This is a genomic window from Pseudoxanthomonas sp. X-1, from assembly GCF_020042665.1.
GTDB lineage: Bacteria > Pseudomonadota > Gammaproteobacteria > Xanthomonadales > Xanthomonadaceae > Pseudoxanthomonas_A > Pseudoxanthomonas_A spadix_A.
Window position 1 is genome coordinate 2,747,689 of sequence record NZ_CP083376.1, and the last position, 17,059, is coordinate 2,764,747.

Genomic DNA, 17,059 nt, shown 5'->3' on the forward strand with positions numbered 1-17,059 from the left:
GGTTACCATCGCGCCGCGCGCCGCTCACCCCAATCCCGCCCGCGGCGCATCACCCGAGCCTTCCCGATGCCGCTTCCCGCCTTCCGCGCCGGCAAGGCCGCCGTCGCCTTCATCCTGGTCACCGCGATGCTGGACATCGTGGCCATGGGCATCATCATCCCGGTGCTGCCGCACCTGATCGAGCAGTTCTCCGGCTCCAACGCGCGCGCCGGGCTGATCAATGGGATCTTCGTGGCGCTGTGGGCGCTGATGCAGTTCCTGGTCTCGCCGATCGTGGGCTCGCTGTCGGACCGGTACGGCCGCCGCCCGGTGATCCTGCTGTCCACCGCCGGGCTTGCGATCGACTACCTGCTGATGGCGCTGGCGCCCAACCTGTGGTGGCTGGCGGCCGGGCGCATCATCTCGGGCATCACCACGGCCAGCTTCACCACCGTCTATGCCTACATGGCCGACATCACCACGCCGGAGAACCGTGCGCGCGGCTACGGCCTGATCGGCGCGGCCTTCAGCGCCGGCTTCGTCGCCGGCCCGCTGCTGGGCGGGGTACTGGGCGAGTGGTCGCCGCGCGCGCCGTTCTGGGCGGCTGCGGGGATGAGCGCGCTGGCCTTCGCCTACGGCGCGTTCGTGCTGCCCGAATCTCTGGCGCCGGACAAGCGCATGGCCTTCTCCTGGACGCGGGCCAATCCGCTGGGCGCGCTGCGCCTGCTGCGCTCGCATCAGGAGCTGACCGGCCTGGCGGTGGTGAACTTCCTGCTGTACTTCGCCCACCACGTGTTCTCGGCAGTGTTCGTGCTGTACGCGGCCGACCGCTACGGCTGGGGCGCCTGGCAGGTGGGCCTGCTGCTGGCCATGGTCGGGGCGCTGGACATGCTGGTCCAGGGCACGCTGACCGGCCCGGCGGTGCGCCGCTTCGGCGATCGCCGCACGATGATCATCGGCCTGTGCTTCGGCGCGCTGGGCATCGCCTGCATGGGGCTGGCGCCGACCGGCTGGCTGTTCGTCGCCGCCATGCTGCCCAACGCGCTGTGGGGGCTGGCGATGCCGACCATCCAGTCGCTGATGACCCAGCGTGTGTCCGAGTCCGAGCAGGGCCAGCTGCAGGGCGCCAACAACAGCGTCGGCGCGATCGCAGGCGTGGTCTCGCCGGTGTTCTTCGGCTGGGTGTATTCCAGGTCGGTCGGACCCGAGGCGGCCCTGCCCTTCATCGGCACGCCGTTCCTGATCGCCGCCGGCGTGCTGGCCGCGGCCGCGCTGACCGGGATCGCGGTGGCCCGGAGCCAGCGCGCGCGGGCGGGCTGATCAGCCCAGCAGCCAGCGGCCCAGTTCGACGTAGGCCTCGCGCTGGCCACCGCGCAGCAGGACGAAGGCGTCGAAGGCCAGGCGCACCGGCGCGCAGGCCTCCGGCGCGAGGCGTTTACCGTCGTTGTGGCCCAGGGTCAGATGCGGATGCAGCGGTGGCGACCTGGCCAGCACGATGCGCTGGCGCGTGGCGGCCGCGCGCAGCGCCGATTCCAGCGCGGCCAGCGCCGGCGGCGTCTGCGAGGCGGCCAGTACCACCGCGTTGCGGCCGAACACCGCCAGCCGGTCCAGGCTCAGCACGAAGGCCTGCCCCTGCACCCCGGCCACCGCGCGCTGCGCGCCTTCGACCAGGCCGGGGATCTGCTCGTCGAACGGCTCGCCCAGGTACAGCAGGGTCACGTGGCGCTTGGCCGCGCGCATCGGCTTGAAGCCCTCGAAGCGCGGCGCATGCGCCTGCACCGCCGCCTCCAGCGGCGCCTGGTCGCCGGCCGCGGGCAGCAGCGCGAAGAACAGGCTCGGCGGCGGCGCGGCCGGGCGGGCGAAGAGGTCGTCCTGCATCGTGGGCAAGTCTCAGGATCGGCTGCCGGCGCGAGGCCGCGCAGGCCTCAGACCGCGGCGGTGACGACGATCTCGACCTTCCACGACGGATCGGCCAGCCGCGCCTGCACGGTGGCGCGGGCCGGCGTATGGCCGGGCACCACCCAGGTCTCCCAGACCGCGTTCATGCCGGAAAACTCGGCCAGGTCGGCCATGAAGATCTCGGCGCGCAGGATCCTGGACTTGTCGGAGCCGGCGCGCGCCAGCAGCGCGTCGATGGCGGCCAGCACCTCGGCGGTCTGCGCGGCGATGTCGCCACCGCCTTCGGCGATCTGCCCGGCCAGGTAGGCCACGCCGTTGTGCACCGTCATCTCGGACATGCGCAGACCGGTATCGAAACGCTGGATCATCGACAGACACTCATCGGGAGGGGGCGCGCCACGCTACCCGGCCCTCACCGCGCTGCCAAGCCGCCGCGGGGCTTCCGGGGCCTCGGAAAACCGTGGAACATCGGATGTGATATACTTCGCATGTTCCACGATTCGCACGCACCGGACCGAGCTTTCCCGCCCACCGGCGCACGCGACCGGCCGGGTCCGCCCAGCTCCCGGCCCTCCGACGCAGTCCTGTCCGGCTTCGGCCTGTTCCCTGCGGCTCGCCTTGCCCTGACCGGCGACCGGCCGCATATCGGATTGGACACCTGCACCCGCGCACTGCGGCCGCCCGTCACGCGACGAGGGCGGATCGCAGCGCCCCCGCCGCTCCACGACGAAGGAGAGCTTCATGCCCCGCACCAGTTCCAAGATCGCCGCCAGCAAGCCCCGCGCCTCCGACAAGAGCGCGCCGCTGACCCACGAGCGCATCCAGGCCGACCTGGCCGCCTTCCGCAAGGCCGGTGGCCGCATCGAGAAACTCGGCAATACCCGCGTGCTGACCAAGGTGGAAGTGCCCGAAGACGGCACCTGACCGGGCAGCAGCCGGACGATCCGACAGGCCGCGCAAGCGGCCTGTCGTTTTTTGTGGCGTGGGAAAGCAAGCGTGCCTGGCCGATTGCGGCGCGCAGCTGGTGGCAGCGCCTGCGGGTTGCGCGCCGCAATCGCGCCCTGAGTCGAAGCCTCCGTCGTTTCCCGCCGGGGAGCCCGTCATTCCCGCGAACGCGGGAATCCACGCCTTCGAGGCTCCTGCGCGAAAGTGACGGGGTCCCGCGTCCGCGGGAACGACGGTAGAAGGTTTGCGCAGCGGCGTCTCGCCGAGCGCGGGCAACGCGCGACCGCGCGCTCAGGCCTTGCGCAAGAAGCAGGTCTTCAGCACCAGGCCCTTGATCTTGTCCGAGTGGCCTTCGATGTGTTCGGCATCGTCCTCGACCAGGCGGATGTTGCGGATCACGGTGCCCTGCTTGAGCGGGATGCTGGAGCCCTTGACCTTGAGGTCCTTGATCACCGTGACCGTATCCCCGGCGGCCAATACATTGCCATTGACATCGCGCACCACCAGCGCCTGCTCGGCGGTGCCGGCGTCGGCCGTCCACTCGTGGCCGCAGTCGGCGCAGATCCACAGCGCGCCGTCGGCGTAGGTGTTGTCCAGCGTGCACTGCGGACAGGCGGGGGCGGTGGGCATGAGCAGCAGGACCGATGCGAAGTCAGGAAAGCGCGCATTGTAAGGCCTAGGCCGCGCGCCCCATCCCGCACACGCTTGCCGCCGCGCGCCGCGCTGCTCCGGTGCGCTCACGCGCAGGGGACGCGGGCGTGACCAACATGACAGCCCCACCCGCACCTCGCCGCCGCCCATGGCCAAGCCCTCCGGCTCCCGTCTCGTCGTCTATGCCGCGCTGGCCGGCAATCTGGCCATCGCCGTGGCCAAGTTCATCGCCGCCTGGCTGTCGGGCAGCTCGGCCATGCTCAGCGAGGGCGTGCACTCGCTGGTGGACACCATCAACGAGGTGCTGCTGCTCTACGGCCTGCACCGCGCGGAGAAGCAGGCCGATCCCACCCACCCGTTCGGCTACGGGCGCGAGCTGTACTTCTGGAGCTTCATCGTGGCGCTGCTGGTGTTCGCCGCCGGCGCCGGCGTGTCGGCTTACGAAGGCATCGCGCATATCCGCCAGCCCGAGCCGGCCAGCAACCACCTGGTGAGCTACATCGTGCTGGGCGTGTCGATGCTGTTCGAAGGCGGCTCGTGGTGGGTCGCGCTGCGCGAGTTCCGCGCGACCAAGGGCGAGCTGGGCTATTTCGAGGCGTTCCGCCGCAGCAAGGACCCGTCCACCTTCACCGTGCTGCTGGAAGACAGCGCCGCGCTGCTGGGTCTGGGCTTCGCGCTGGTGGGCCTGATCGCCGCGCAGGTGCTGGACATGCCCGTGCTCGACGGCGTGGCCTCGCTGTGCATCGCCGCGGTGCTGGCGGTGGCGGCATTCATGCTGGCGCGCGAGACCAAGGGCCTGCTGATCGGCGAGCCGGCCCAGCCCGGCATCGGCCGGAGCATCCTGGAGATCGCCAACGCCGATCCCGAGGTGGGCAACGCCAACGGCGTGACCACCATCCAGATGGGGCCCAACCAGGTGCTGGCCACGCTCAGCGCCGAGTTCGAGGACACGCGCACGACCGAGCAGATCGAGGCCTGCGTCGCCCGCATCGAGGCCGCGGTCAAGGAGCGCTACCCGGAGCTGGTGGCGCTGTTCATCAAGCCGCAGACCGAGGCGGTCTACCGCGCTCGGCGCGCCGCATTGGCCCCCGCGGCGCAATGAGGTAAAACGGCGGCGCCCCGCCCCTCAAGGCCTCCATCAAGGACCGATGCAATGCGCCCGATCATCCTGTTGGCGTGGCTGCTGAGCCTGCCCATCTGCGCCGCGCGCGCGGCCGAGGCCGCGCGCACGCCACCTGCGCCTGGCTGCCTGGATGCGCGCCGGATGACCGAGGTCCGCCAGGTCGATGCACGCACGCTGGTCATCGTCGCGCACGACGGCCAACCCTACCGCCTTGGGCTGCAGTCCGACTGCCCCGGCACCGACGCCGCGGCCGACGCACGCCTGTTCGGCGCGGAAGGCTGGATCTGCAACGGCGCACCGGCCTACGTGCAGACGGACGGTCGACGCTGCGCGGTGGCCAGCGTCGAGCCGCTGGAAGCGAAGACCCATGCGCTGCTGATGCAGCAGGCCGATCGGGACGCCATGGCCACGCTCGATCCGGTCAAGGTGATCGGCCCGCAGCGCGGCGCCGGCTTCAGAGGCTCGCCAAGCTATTGCTTCGCGCCGCGCTACCTGCGGTCCTGGTCGAGCGATCCCGACGGGCTTCTGGTGGAGGTCTCGCGCCGCCATCCGGGCGGACATCGCTGGTATCGGGTCGAGCTCACCGGCAGCTGCCCGATGCTGCAGCGCAGCCCGACGCTCGTGTTCCGCTCCGGCATGGACCTGGGGATGATCTGCGGCAATCCCGGCGACGTGGTGGTGGGCGATGCGCGTCCGGAAAGCTTCGCGCAGTCATTGCCCGCGGGCGGCTGCGGCGTCGCCGCGGTCTATCCGGTCGACACGCGTAAATGAACGGGCTGCGGTTGTGTCGGCGCCTGCTTTTGCCTAGGGTAGTGGCGTGTCCTTCTCCTGCGCGTCGTGAAGCCACCGACGTGCTCCCCTCACCCGTTCACGGATGTTTTTCATGGAAATCCAGGATGGCCGCGTGGCCACGATCCACTACACCCTCACCGGCGACGACGGCAGCGTCATCGACCAGTCCGCGCCCGATACGCCGCTGAGCTACCTGCACGGCGCCAGCAACATCGTGCCGGGCCTGGAGAGCGCGCTGACCGGCAAGCAGGTCGGCGACAAGGTCCAGGTCGACGTACCGCCCGAGCTGGGCTACGGCCCGCGCCACGAGCAGCTGCAGCAGGTGGTGCCGCTGGGCGCGTTCCCGACCGGTGCCAACATCATGCCGGGCATGCAGTTCGAGGCCCATGGCGAACACGGCCCGCTGGTGGTGACCGTGGTCCAGGTCGGCCCGGACGAGGTCACCGTGGACGGCAACCATCCGCTGGCCGGCAAGACCCTGCACTTCGCGGTCGAGGTGACCGACGTGCGCGAGCCCACGGCCGAGGAACTCAGCCACGGCCACGTGCACGGCCCGGGCGGCGCGCACCACTGATCGCACGGCCATCGCCGATCGCGGCATCCCGACACCCCGGCCCTCGCGCCGGGGTGTCTGCTTTTGCGGGGTTCTCGTCGTCGTGATCGCCGCGGCGCCACAATGGCGCCATGCCGCCTGCCGCCACCGTCTCGCCCAGCCCCCGTCCCAGCCTGCGCGAGCGCTTCGCCGCCATGCGCAACGTGCCGCCCTTCCTGCGCATGGTCTGGGCGACCAGTCCGTGGCTGACCGTGGGCAGCCTGGGCCTGCGCCTGGTCAAGGCGCTGCTGCCGATCGCCGCGCTGTACGTGGGCAAGCTGATCATCGACGAGGCGGTGCGCCTGGTCGGTGCCGGCGTTCCGCTGGATTCGCTGGCCGATGCGCTGTCCAGCGGCGCGCTCAACCGGCTGATGGAACTGCTGGCGCTGGAGTTCGTCCTGGCCATCGGCTCGGACCTGCTGGGCCGGGCGATCAGCTATGCCGACACGCTGCTGTCCGAGCTGTTCACCAACGCCAACAGCATCCGGCTGATGGAGCATGCGGCCACGCTGGATCTGGAGGACTTCGAGGATCCCGAGCTGCAGGACAAGCTGGATCGGGCGCGGCGCCAGACCATGGGCCGCATGAACCTGCTCAGCCAGCTGTTCGGCCAGGTCCAGGACACCGTCACCGTGATCAGCTTCGCCATCGGCCTGCTGGCCTATGCGCCGTGGCTGATCGCGCTGCTGGTGGTGGCGCTGGTGCCGGCCTTCGTCGGCGAATCGCACTTCAACGCGGTCGGCTATTCGCTCAACTTCCAGTGGACGCCCGAGCGCCGCCAGCTTGAGTATGTGCGCCAGACCGGCGCCAGCGTCGAGACCGCCAAGGAGGTGAAGATCTTCAACCTCCACCGCTTCCTGATCGAACGCTACCGCAGCCTGGCGCAGAGCCTGTTCGCCGCCAACCGCGCCCTGGCGCGGCGGCGCGCCCTGTGGGGCACGGCCCTGGCGGCGCTGGGTTCGCTGGGCTACTACGTGGCCTATGCCTACATCGCCTGGCGCACGGTCAAGGGCGACTTCTCGATCGGCGACCTGACCTTCCTGGCCGGCAGCTTCCTGCGGCTGCGCCAGCTGCTGGAAGGCCTGCTGGTGGGCTTCTCGCAGGTGGCCGGCCAGGCGCTGTACCTGGACGACCTGTTCTCCTTCTTCGCCATCCAGCCGGAGATCACCTCGCCGGCCGAGCCGGTGCCGTTCCCCCAGCCGATCCGGCAGGGCTTCGTGTTCGAGAATGTCGGCTTCCGCTATCCCGATGCGCGGCACTGGGCCGTGCGGCATCTGGATTTCGAACTGAAGGTCGGCGAGGTGCTGGCGCTGGTCGGCGAGAACGGCGCGGGCAAGACCACCCTGGTCAAGCTGCTGGCGCGGCTGTACGACCCGGATGAGGGCCGCATCCTGCTGGACGGGCGCGACCTGCGCGCGTACGACCTGGACGAACTGCGCGCCAATGTCGGGGTGATCTTCCAGGACTTCGTGCGCTACTACCTGACCGCCAGCGAGAACATCGGCGTGGGCCGGATCGAGGCGATGGACGATGCCGCGCGCATCCGCGCCGCCGCGCACAGCGCGCTGGCCGACCAGGTGATCGAGAGCCTGCCGGGCGGCTACGAGCAGCTGATCGGCCGGCGCTTCAAGACCGGCGTGGACCTGTCCGGCGGCCAGTGGCAGAAGATCGCCATCGCCCGCGCCTACATGCGCCAGGCGCAGGTGATGATCCTGGACGAGCCCACCGCCGCGCTGGATGCGCGCAGCGAGTTCGAGGTGTTCCAGCGCTTCCGCGAGCTGTCCGAGCAGCGCACCGCGGTGCTGATCTCGCACCGCTTCTCCTCGGTGCGCATGGCCGACCGCATCCTGGTGCTGCACCTGGGCCGGATCGAGGCGGTCGGCACCCACGAGAGCCTGCTGGCCGAGGGCGGTCGCTATGCGGAGCTGTTCGAGCTGCAGGCCGCCGGCTATCGTTGATCGCCTGGCTCGAGGAGTTTCCCATGCAACGCACCATCGTCCGTACCGCCGCCTTGTTGGCCTGCCTGCTGTGCCTGCCCGCGCTTGCGCAGACCCCGGCGCCGGGCAGCGAGGGCTGGAATCCGGCCGACCTGGCCCAGGCCAAGGCGCAGGCCGATCACGACGAGGCCTCGCTGCCGCCCGATCTCGGCCAGGCCATGCTGGCCGCGCAACAGGCCATGCTCGAGCGCGGTATCGCCGCATGCGCCTCACCCAAGCCCGATACCGCCTCGTTTGTGGTCGTCGCCCGGCTGGACGCGCGTGGCGGCATCGCCCGCACCTGGCGCAAGGGCGACACGCCGCTGGCGATCTGCGTGGACCGCTTCCTGCGCGGCAAGGTGCTGATGGCCCCGCCGCACGCCCCCTTCTTCGTCTCGTTCGAGCTGACTTTCGTCCCGTGACCGATCGGGTCCGCATCCGGCCCGCCAGCAGCGAGGACGCCGAGGCCATGAGCGCGGTCCTGCGGCAGATCATCGCCGTCACCGGCCGCGAGCGCCCCAGCGACCGGGAGACGGTGCTGGCCCGCTACATCCAGCACCCGGCGCGCCTCCAGTGCAGCCTCGCGCAGGACGCGCAGGGGCGCGTGCTCGGCTTCCAGTCGCTGATCCGGGCCACGGCGGGCAATCCCTACGACGTGCCAGAAGGCTGGGGCATCATCGGCACGCATATCGGTCCCCAGGCGCACCGGCTCGGGATCGGCAAGGCGCTGTTCGCGGCCAGCCGGCAGGCGGCCATCGCGGCGGGGCTGGAGAAGATCGATGCCTACATCGGCGCCGACAATCCCGCGGGCCTGCGCTACTACGAGGCCATGGGGTTCCGCACCTACCGGGAACCGGCGGGCATCGTGCAGAAGTGCTTCGTGGTGACGCGCGCGCCGTCCGAAGCGACCTGACTGTGGCGCGGTTGTCGCCGGACAACAGAAGACCGCCCTGCCCGGCCTCACACCGCGCGCGAGTGCCGTCCCTCCAGGCCACCTTGGGCCAGGTAGCGGTCGAAGCGCATCGCCACCAGGCGCAGCAGGCCGCGGCCGCGCGCGGTGACCTGGATGGCGTCGGGGGCGACCTGTACCAGCCCGTCGCGCACCAGCGGCGCCAGCGCGTCGATCTCGTCGCGGAAATAGTCGTTGAAACGGATGCTCCAGGCGCGCTCGACCTGTTCGGCATCCACGCGTCCGCCGCACATCAGCTGCTGGATCACATCGGCGCGGATGGCGTCGTCCTCGTCCAGCAGCACGCCCCGCATCGTCGGCAGCCGGCCGGCGTCCAGCGCCGCCTCCCAGGCGGGCAGTTCGCGCTGGTTCTGGCTGTAGCTGTCGCCGACATGGCTGATGGCGCTGACGCCGAAGCCCAGCAGGTCGGTCTGCGCATGGGTGGTATAGCCCATGAAGTTGCGGTGCAGGCCGCCACGGCGCAGCGCCACCGCCAGATCGTCGCTGGGCAGGGCGAAATGGTCCATGCCGATGTATTCGTAGCCGGCCGCGCGCAGTCTGCGCACCGCCAGTTCCAGCAGCGCCAGCCGGCCCTCGGCATCGGGCAGCGCCTCCTCGTCGATCTGCCGCTGCGCGCGGAACAGCGTGGGCATGTGCGCATAGCCGTAGACGGCCAACCGGTCCGGGCGCAGTTCGAGGGTCTGGTCCAGGGTGCGGCCGAAGCCTTCCAAAGTCTGGTGCGGCAGGCCGTAGACCAGGTCCAGGTTGATCGAGGCGATGCCGTGGGCACGACAGCCGGCCACCACCGCATAGGTCTGCTCGAAGCTCTGCACGCGATTGATCGCCACCTGCACACTGGGCGAGAAGTCCTGCACGCCCAGGCTGGCGCGGGTGAAGCCGCAGGCGCCGAGCGCGGCGATGTGCCCGGGCGTGGTGGTGCGCGGGTCCAGTTCGACGGAGATGTCGCGATCGGCCGTCTGGCTGAAGCGGAAATGGCGACGCAGGCCGTCCACCACGCGCGTCAGCTGCGCCGCGTCGAGGAAGTTGGGCGTGCCGCCGCCGAAATGCAGCTGCACCACCTCACGGTCGGGCTCGAACAGCGCCGCCACCTGCGCGATCTCGCGCTCCAGGTGGCGCACGTAGCGCTCGCCGGCCACCGGGCTGCGCGTGATCACCCGGTTGCAGCCGCAGTAGAAGCAGGGGCTGGCGCAGAACGGCACATGCACGTACAGCGACAGCTGCCGCGAGTAGTGGCCCACGTTGCTCTGCCGCGCCTGTTCGGCGAACTGCGCCGGCCCGAACGCGGGATCGAACTGCAGCGCACTGGGATAGGAGGTGTAGCGCGGGCCATTGACGCCGTAGCGCCGCAGGAGGTTGGCGTCGAAGGACCAGGCGCCGGGTTCGGGAAGGGCGGGATACATGCGCCCATGGTCGCGGCCCGGCGCGCGGACCGCCTTGACCTGGATCAATCCACGGGCCCGTCCCTGCCCGCGTGGCGCGGACGACGCGGGAGCGGGAAGCCAGGCCCGGGCTTCAGGTCAACGCGAAGCGGTCGGCATCGAGCATGGCCGGGAAATGCGCGCGGTGCGCCAGCAGCGCCTGCGCCGAAACCGCGGCGTAGGTCAGCCCCTCGGCGGCGGCGGCCTCGGCCAACGGCTGGCCCAGGGCGTCGAGCACCACGCTGTCGCCGGCGTAGCTGAGGTTGTTGCCGTCGGTGCCGACGCGATTGACCGCGGCCACCACGCACAGGTTCTCGATCGCCCGCGCGCGCAGCAGCGTCTGCCAGGCGTAGCGGCGCGGCGAGGGCCAATTGGCGACGAACAGCTGCAGGTCGAAGTCCAGCTGCCCCGGGCGCTCGACATCGAAGCGGTTGCGGCAGAAGACCGGGAAGCGCAGGTCGTAGCAGACCTGCGGATTGATCCGCCAGCCCTTCCACTCCACGCTCAGGCGCTCGCGGCCCGGCGCGTAGCGCAGGTGCTCGCCGGCATAGCGGAACAGGTGGCGCTTGTCGTACCAGGACAGCCCGCCATCGGGCGTGGCCCACAGCAGGCGGTTGAACACGCCCTCCTCGGTGCGCAGCTGCACGCTGCCGGTGACCGCCGCGTCCAGCTGCCGCGCCTGCTCGACGATCCAGGCCACGGTCGGCCCGTCCATGCCCTCGGCGCGGTCGATCGCATCGTTGGAAAAGCCGCTGGTGAAGGTCTCCGGCAGGATCACCAGGTCGGCCTTGCCCACCGCCGGCGCGATCAGCTCGCCGTAGTAGCTGCGGTTGCCGGCCGGGTCGTGCCAGCGGGTCGCGCCCTGGACCAGGGCAATGCGGAGGTCTTGCATGGGAGTGCTCTTCGGGATGGGGCCTGGACCGCGGAACTGAAGATTACGCCCAACCCGGACGACGCGATCACGCGGCTACCGCTTCGATGCCTCGCCGTTCAAGAACCGCCCCCCGTCATTCCCGCCTGCGCGGGAACGACGGTTGAGGCGTTCCCGAGGCGAACATGCGCTTCTGCCCCCTCCCTTTGGCCGCCAGGCCAAGGGGAGGGCTGGGGAGGGGTCGCGCTTCGCGGGGAAGGCCAAAGAAAAAGCGAAGGCAAAAGCCCCCCCTCCCAACCTCCCCCCTTCGCTGCGCGAAAGGGGAGGCGCCCTACCCTGCCGTCTGAGACGAAGGCGCCGTCCCTGCCCTCAGAGCTTCACCAGCCGCTCGATCGCCGCATCCAGCGTGGCGGCGTTCTTGGCGAAGCACAGCCGCGCCAGGCGCTGGCCGACGGGCGGGGTCTCGTAGAACGGCGACAGCGGGATCGCGGTGACACCGTGCTCGATGGTCAGCCACTTCACGAAGTCGACATCCGGCAGGTCGCTGACCGCCGAATAGTCCACCAGCTGGAAGTAGCCGCCCGGCACCGGCAGCGGCTTGAGCCGGGTGCCCAGCAGCTGCTCGCGGAAGCGGTCGCGCTTGGCCTGGTAGAACGCGCCGAGCTGCTCGTCGTGCTCCGGCTCGGCCTGCAGCATCGCGGCGAAGGCGTGCTGGGCCGGGGCGAAGCTGGTGAAGGTGTTGTACTGGTGGACCTTGCGGAACTCGGCGGTCAGCGCCGGCGGGGCGATGGCGTAGCCGATCTTCCAGCCGGTGCAGTGATAGGTCTTGCCGAAGCTGGACACCACGAAGGCGCGCCGGGCCAGCTGCGGCCAGCGCAGCACGGACTCGTGCACGCGGCCATCGAAGACGATGTGCTCGTAGACCTCGTCGGACACCAGGAAGATGTCGGTGCCTTCCAGCAGGTCGCTCAGGGCCTGCAGGTCGGCCTTGCCGAACATGGCGCCGGACGGATTGTGCGGGCTGTTGACCATGATCAGGCGCGTGGCCGGCGTGATCGCCGCGCGCACCTTGTCCCAGTCCACCGCGAAGGTCTGCGGATCCAGCGCCACGTGCACGGCGCGCGCGCCGGCCAGTTCGATCGCCGGTTCGTAGCTGTCGTAGGCCGGGTCGAGCACGATCACCTCCTCGCCCGGGCGCACCACGGCGTGGATGGCGTTGAACAGCGCTTCGGTCGCGCCGCTGGTCACGGTGATCTCGGTGTCCGCATCCACCCGCGCGCCGTAGCAGCGCTGCACCTTGGCGGCGATGGCCTGGCGCAGCGGCGCCACCCCGGTCATCGGCGGGTACTGGTTGTGACCGGCGCGCATGGCGCGGTCCAGTTCGTCGACCAGGCGCTGCGGCACCGGGAAATCCGGAAAGCCCTGCCCGAGGTTGACCGCGCCGTGCTCGGCGGCCAGCTGCGACATCACGGTGAAGATGGTGGTGCCCACGCGGGGCAACTTGGTCTGCGGCTGCATCGGTCCAGGGGAGCGGCGGTGGGGGCGGCAAGTGTACGCAATGGCATCGGCCACGCCGGTGACCGGGCCGGGCCGTCCGGGCGCCCACGACCTTCGTCTGGTTGGCGCCGACGCCGCGCCATGCCCATGATCCGCGCCATGAACGGGGAACCGGATCCGACATCGCCATCGCTGGGCGCCCTGGCCCGGCTGTACGCCGCCGCGCACTACTTCGTGGTGGTGGGCCGGCAGGAATGGCTGTTCCAGGTCGGCCAGTCGGCCGCCGACGTGGAGCGGCAGCTGGGCGCGCGCAGCTATCAGTTCGTCACCGCCTGGAATCCGCGCTCGCGGCCCGCCGGCGAGGCGCGCAACCTGGAAGCCGCCGAAGCGCTGGAACGGCGCCTGCGCGAGGCGGACCTGAGCATCCACCGTGCCCTGGGCTGCGACGCGCACGGCGGCGCGGTCGAGCATGGCTGGCTGGTGCTGGACATCGGTTGGGACCAGGCCGACGCGCTGGCGCGCGACTTCGGCCAGGCCGGCACGCTGTACTGGCTGGCCGGCGAACCGGTGCGCCTGCGCATGCAGGCCCCGCGGCCGGACGACGCGGCCGACGACATGTTCACCGACTGGACGGGCTGAGCGGCGCGCGCCCCCGCAGTGCCGGCCATCGGTTCCGGGCGGGCCGCGATCCAAGACAGCCCCTAGAATGCGGCCGATGACGTCCGATGCCCCGCGCCCGCCGCTGCTGTCCGTCCAGGGGCTGGCCTTCAGCCGCAACGAGGAACCGGTCTTCGGGCCGCTGGCCTTCCAGCTCGACGCCGGCGAGGCGCTGCTGGTCCAGGGCGGCAACGGCGCCGGCAAGACCACCCTGCTGCGCGTGCTGGCCGGCCTGCTGCGCGCCGACGCCGGCACCATCGCGCTGGAAGGCCGCGCCGCCGATGCGCACGTGCGCGCGCTGGCCATGGCCTACCTGGGCCATCTGCCGGCGTTGAAGGGCGACCTGGGCGCGCTGGAGAACCTGGAGTTCCTGTGCGGCCTGCACGGCCGCCGCGACACCCTCACGCCGGTCCAGGCGATGGCGGCCACGGGGCTTGCCGGCTACGAGGACACCCTGGCTCGGCAGCTGTCGGCCGGCCAGAAGAAACGCCTGTCGCTGGCGCGGCTGTGGCTGTCGCCGGCGCCGCTGTGGCTGCTGGACGAGCCCTACGCCAACCTCGACCTGGACGGCATCACCCTGGTCAACCGGATGATCTCGGCGCACCTGGCCCAGGGCGGCGCGGCCCTGGTCACCACCCACGGCGCCTACGCCGCCCCGCCGGTGCGCACCCGGCAGTTGCTGCTCGCCGGGCGCGAACAGGCCGCCGCGTGAGTCTGCCCACCCTGCCCGGCACCGCCGCCGCGCTGCTGCGCCGCGACCTGCGCCTGCTGTGGAGAAGGCGCGGCGATGCGCTGCAGCCGGCGCTGTTCGCGCTGCTGGTGGTGGTGCTGTTCGCCCTGGCGCTGGGCGCCAACCCGCAGCTGCTGGGCCGGGTGGCCGCGGCCGTGCTCTGGCTGGCCGCGCTGCTGGCCGGGCTGCTGACGCTGGACACGCTGTTCCGCGGCGATGCCGAGGACGGCTCGCTGGAGCAATGGATCCTGGCGCCGGTGCCGCTGGCCTGGCTGGTGGCCGTGCGGGTGCTGGCGCACTGGCTGGCGACCGCCGGGCCGGTGTTGCTCGCCACGCCGCTGCTGGCCGAGCTGCTGTACCTGCCGCGCCCGCTGCTGCCGGTGCTGATGGCCTCGCTCGCCCTGGGCACGCCGCTGCTGAGCCTGCTGGGGGCGGTGGTGGCCGCGCTGACGGTGGGCATGCGCAGGGCCGGCGTGCTGCTGGCCCTGCTGGCGCTGCCGCTGTACGTGCCGGTGCTGGTGTTCGGCGCCGGCGCGGTGGCCCGGGCCGCCGAGGGGCTGGATCCTGGCTTCGCCCTGCTGATGCTCGCCGCCGGACTGGTGCTGGCCCTCGTCCTGGCGCCGCTGGCGGCGGCCGCGGCGCTGCGCATCGCCACCGAGTAGCCTGCGCATGCCCAGACGGCCGACCGACGCGACGACCGCCGCGCGATCTACCTGCCCGGTCGCGCCCCACCCTCTGCCGCGCTTCCCTTTCCGGCCCCGACTGTCAGACCATCGGACAGTTCCACCCATTACAGTGCCCGGGCGATGCTGTGCGCCAAGCTTCGGCAGCGCCTCGCGCGGACCCTGCGACCCGGGTCTTCCACCCGCTTCCATGCCCACCCCTCATCGGAGTTCGAAACATGCGTCCCTACCTGATCGCCGCCGCCCTCCTCGCCGCGTCCGTGTCCTGTGCGTCCTTCGGCGCGCGCGCCGCCACCTGCTCGGCCGACCTGGAAGGCAACGACATGATGAAGTACAACCTGGCCAACATCGATGTGCCCAAGAGCTGCGCCAACTTCACCATCAACCTCAAGCACACCGGCAAGCTGGCCAAGACCGTCATGGGCCACAACGTGGTCATCGGCAAGACCGCCGACATGGCCGGCATCGACAGCGACGGCATGAAGGCCGGCGCGCCCGCGGACTACGTCCAGGCCGGCGATGCGCGCGTGGTGGCGCACAGCAAGCTGATCGGCGGCGGCGAGACCACCTCGGTCAGCTTTCCGGTCGCCAAGATCGCCAGCGGCGGACCGTACGCGTTCTTCTGCAGCTTCCCAGGCCACTCGACGCTGATGAAGGGCACGCTGACGGTCAAGTAATCCCGTGCGCGCGGCCCGGGACTTCCCGGGCCAGGGCCGGCGCCCGTGTGCGGTGCAGCGTGGCGGCCGTCCGTGCTTTTGTTGGACAATCCAGCCGCCACCGCGCGCAGGCGATGCCTGGCGCGGGGGCGAGGTTGCCCTCGCCCCACGGGTGCCAGCTGGCGTCTTCCCGCAAGCCCAACGAGTCTCGATGTCCCAGAACAATGCGCTAGTGCTGTGGTTCCATCGGCTCGGTTCGCCGCCGGTGTTCGATCGCTTCGCCGCGCGCTGGGCGCCCTGGTGCTTCGGCGCGGGCCTGCTGGCGATGCTGTTGGGGCTGTGGCAGGCGCTGTTCGTGGTGCCGGCCGATTACCAGCAGGGCGACAGCTTCCGCATCCTCTACATCCACGTGCCCGCCGCGTGGATGAGCCTGTTCGTGTTCGGGCTGATGGCGCTGTACGCGGCCATCGCCCTGATCTGGCGCATCAAGCTGTGCGAGATCCTGGCCATGGCCTGCGCGCCGATCGGCGCGGCCTTCACCGCGATCACCCTGGCCACCGGCTCGATCTGGGGCAAGCCGATGTGGGGCACCTGGTGGGACTGGGACCCGCGCCTGACCACCGAGCTGATCCTGCTGTTCCTCTACCTGGGCGTCATGGGGCTCTACGGCGCCATCGAGGACCGCCGCGCCGCCGCCCGCGCCGCCGGGTTGCTGGCCATCGTCGGGGTGGCGCTGCTGCCGGTGATCCGCTATTCGGTGGTGTGGTGGAACTCGCTGCACCAGGGCCAGACCATCAGCCTGATGGGCCCCTCGCACATGGACGCCAGCATGATCGCGCCGCTGTGGATCATGGTGCTGGCGACCAAGGCCTGGTTCGCCGGCTCGCTGCTGCAGCGCGCGCGCCTGGACAACCTGCGCCGCGAAGCCGGCAAGGACTGGGTGCTGCGGCTGGCGGAGGCGCGTCCGTGAGCTACCTGCCCTACGTCATCGGCGCCTATGCGGTGTTCGCGATCGTGCTGGCCTGGGATTTCCTGCTGCCGCGCCTGCAGCTGCGCCAGCTGCTGCGCAACGCCCGCCAGCGCCAGGCCCGCGCCCAGGCCCGGCGGGTGGCCGCGTCCACGCAGACCGAGTTGCCGCGATGAATCCGGTCCGCCGCCGCCGTCTGCTGCTGGTCTGCGCGCTGCTGGTCGCCGCGGGCCTGGCCACCGCGCTGGTCGCCGCGGCGCTGTCGCGCAACACCAACTATCTGTTCACCCCGGCCGAGGTGCTTTCCGGCCAGGCCGGCGACCATGCGCGCTTCCGCCTGGGCGGCATGGTCGAGCGCGGCTCGTTCCAGCGCGCGCAGGGCTCGATGGAGGCGCATTTCCGCGTCACCGACGGCGATGCGCAGCTGCCGGTGGTCTATACCGGCATCCTGCCGGACCTGTTCCGCGAGGATCAGGCCGTGGTCGCCACCGGCTCGATGCAGGGCGGCCAGTTCGTCGCCACCGAGGTGCTGGCCAAGCACGATGAGACCTACATGCCCAAGGAAGTCGCCGACAAGATGGGCAAGGCGCATCAGAAGCATCAGGTGAAGCAGTGAGGTCTCGCAGGGGCGGGACCGCGAACCCGGCTTTGCC

Annotated in this window: 21 protein-coding genes; 15 read left to right on the forward strand and 6 right to left on the reverse strand. The window is 70.9% G+C overall.

Translation table 11 applies throughout. The features are described from left to right. Window positions 1–66 precede the first annotated feature (66 nt). Window positions 67–1,299, forward strand: coding sequence for a TCR/Tet family MFS transporter (locus LAJ50_RS12255; protein ID WP_138655086.1), 1,233 nt, complete (start codon window positions 67–69; stop codon window positions 1,297–1,299). Here LAJ50_RS12255 and LAJ50_RS12260 read toward each other — a convergent pair whose 3' ends face one another. Continuing rightward, complete coding sequence (locus LAJ50_RS12260; protein ID WP_138655084.1) at window positions 1,300–1,857, reverse strand: 2'-5' RNA ligase family protein; 558 nt, start codon at window positions 1,855–1,857, stop codon at window positions 1,300–1,302. A gap of 47 nt (window positions 1,858–1,904) precedes the next feature. Then, complete coding sequence (locus LAJ50_RS12265; RefSeq protein WP_138655082.1) at window positions 1,905–2,246, reverse strand: RidA family protein; 342 nt, start codon at window positions 2,244–2,246, stop codon at window positions 1,905–1,907. A 373-nt stretch (window positions 2,247–2,619) separates the two neighbouring features. Here LAJ50_RS12265 and LAJ50_RS12270 point away from each other — a divergent pair, with 373 nt between their 5' ends. Next, a complete protein-coding gene (locus LAJ50_RS12270; protein ID WP_130519540.1) occupies window positions 2,620–2,802 on the forward strand; it encodes a hypothetical protein in 183 nt (60 codons plus the stop codon). A 312-nt stretch (window positions 2,803–3,114) separates the two neighbouring features. Here LAJ50_RS12270 and LAJ50_RS12275 read toward each other — a convergent pair whose 3' ends face one another. Further along, entirely contained in the window at window positions 3,115–3,453 is a 339-nt protein-coding gene (locus tag LAJ50_RS12275) for a zinc ribbon domain-containing protein YjdM (RefSeq protein WP_130553106.1), read from the reverse strand. Between the two features lie 169 nt (window positions 3,454–3,622). On the opposite strand from LAJ50_RS12275, the gene LAJ50_RS12280 reads away from it, so the two are divergent. The 6 genes from LAJ50_RS12280 (at window position 3,623) to LAJ50_RS12305 (ending at window position 8,870) form a co-directional block, all read left to right on the forward strand. Beyond that, window positions 3,623–4,576: a cation diffusion facilitator family transporter gene (locus LAJ50_RS12280; RefSeq protein WP_138655080.1), complete on the forward strand. Its 954-nt coding sequence runs from the start codon at window positions 3,623–3,625 to the stop codon at window positions 4,574–4,576. Between the two features lie 162 nt (window positions 4,577–4,738). Continuing rightward, window positions 4,739–5,368, forward strand: coding sequence for a hypothetical protein (locus tag LAJ50_RS12285; protein WP_138655078.1), 630 nt, complete (start codon window positions 4,739–4,741; stop codon window positions 5,366–5,368). A gap of 112 nt (window positions 5,369–5,480) precedes the next feature. Next, complete coding sequence (locus tag LAJ50_RS12290; protein WP_138655076.1) at window positions 5,481–5,963, forward strand: peptidylprolyl isomerase; 483 nt, start codon at window positions 5,481–5,483, stop codon at window positions 5,961–5,963. A 110-nt stretch (window positions 5,964–6,073) separates the two neighbouring features. Beyond that, the gene (locus LAJ50_RS12295) at window positions 6,074–7,939 is read left to right on the forward strand and encodes an ABC transporter ATP-binding protein (protein WP_138655074.1); all 1,866 of its coding nucleotides are present in this window, start codon (window positions 6,074–6,076) and stop codon (window positions 7,937–7,939) included. A 23-nt stretch (window positions 7,940–7,962) separates the two neighbouring features. Next, on the forward strand, window positions 7,963–8,379 hold the full coding sequence (locus LAJ50_RS12300; RefSeq protein ID WP_224096311.1) for a hypothetical protein: 417 nt from the start codon (window positions 7,963–7,965) through the stop codon (window positions 8,377–8,379). Between the two features lie 47 nt (window positions 8,380–8,426). Then, window positions 8,427–8,870, forward strand: coding sequence for a GNAT family N-acetyltransferase (locus tag LAJ50_RS12305; protein WP_138655092.1), 444 nt, complete (start codon window positions 8,427–8,429; stop codon window positions 8,868–8,870). Between the two features lie 47 nt (window positions 8,871–8,917). Here LAJ50_RS12305 and hemN read toward each other — a convergent pair whose 3' ends face one another. From hemN to LAJ50_RS12320, 3 genes are all read right to left on the reverse strand, one after another. Further along, complete coding sequence (gene hemN / locus LAJ50_RS12310; RefSeq protein ID WP_138655072.1) at window positions 8,918–10,327, reverse strand: oxygen-independent coproporphyrinogen III oxidase; 1,410 nt, start codon at window positions 10,325–10,327, stop codon at window positions 8,918–8,920. Between the two features lie 112 nt (window positions 10,328–10,439). Then, window positions 10,440–11,237: an amidohydrolase gene (locus LAJ50_RS12315; protein ID WP_138655070.1), complete on the reverse strand. Its 798-nt coding sequence runs from the start codon at window positions 11,235–11,237 to the stop codon at window positions 10,440–10,442. Window positions 11,238–11,585: 348 nt separating this feature from the next. After that, complete coding sequence (locus LAJ50_RS12320; RefSeq protein WP_138655068.1) at window positions 11,586–12,734, reverse strand: pyridoxal phosphate-dependent aminotransferase; 1,149 nt, start codon at window positions 12,732–12,734, stop codon at window positions 11,586–11,588. Window positions 12,735–12,872: 138 nt separating this feature from the next. On the opposite strand from LAJ50_RS12320, the gene LAJ50_RS12325 reads away from it, so the two are divergent. From LAJ50_RS12325 to ccmE, 7 genes are all read left to right on the forward strand, one after another. After that, window positions 12,873–13,352 carry a DUF3293 domain-containing protein gene (locus tag LAJ50_RS12325; RefSeq protein WP_130553114.1) on the forward strand — a complete coding sequence of 160 codons (480 nt, stop codon included), beginning with the start codon at window positions 12,873–12,875 and terminating at the stop codon, window positions 13,350–13,352. Between the two features lie 76 nt (window positions 13,353–13,428). Next, window positions 13,429–14,082 (forward strand): heme ABC exporter ATP-binding protein CcmA, encoded by a 654-nt coding sequence (ccmA, locus tag LAJ50_RS12330; RefSeq protein WP_138655066.1) that lies wholly within the window; start codon window positions 13,429–13,431, stop codon window positions 14,080–14,082. Next, window positions 14,079–14,762: a heme exporter protein CcmB gene (gene ccmB, locus LAJ50_RS12335; RefSeq protein WP_130553116.1), complete on the forward strand. Its 684-nt coding sequence runs from the start codon at window positions 14,079–14,081 to the stop codon at window positions 14,760–14,762. Before ccmA ends, ccmB begins: the two co-directional genes overlap by 4 nt. Before the next feature lie 239 nt (window positions 14,763–15,001). Further along, window positions 15,002–15,460 carry an azurin gene (azu, locus tag LAJ50_RS12340; protein ID WP_130553117.1) on the forward strand — a complete coding sequence of 153 codons (459 nt, stop codon included), beginning with the start codon at window positions 15,002–15,004 and terminating at the stop codon, window positions 15,458–15,460. A gap of 190 nt (window positions 15,461–15,650) precedes the next feature. Then, window positions 15,651–16,409 carry a heme ABC transporter permease CcmC gene (gene ccmC, locus LAJ50_RS12345; protein ID WP_130553118.1) on the forward strand — a complete coding sequence of 253 codons (759 nt, stop codon included), beginning with the start codon at window positions 15,651–15,653 and terminating at the stop codon, window positions 16,407–16,409. Then, entirely contained in the window at window positions 16,406–16,582 is a 177-nt protein-coding gene (ccmD, locus tag LAJ50_RS12350) for a heme exporter protein CcmD (RefSeq protein ID WP_130553119.1), read from the forward strand. Before ccmC ends, ccmD begins: the two co-directional genes overlap by 4 nt. Next, on the forward strand, window positions 16,579–17,022 hold the full coding sequence (gene ccmE, locus LAJ50_RS12355; protein ID WP_130553120.1) for a cytochrome c maturation protein CcmE: 444 nt from the start codon (window positions 16,579–16,581) through the stop codon (window positions 17,020–17,022). The genes ccmD and ccmE overlap by 4 nt, the downstream gene beginning before the upstream one ends. The last annotated feature ends 37 nt before the right edge of the window (window positions 17,023–17,059 follow it).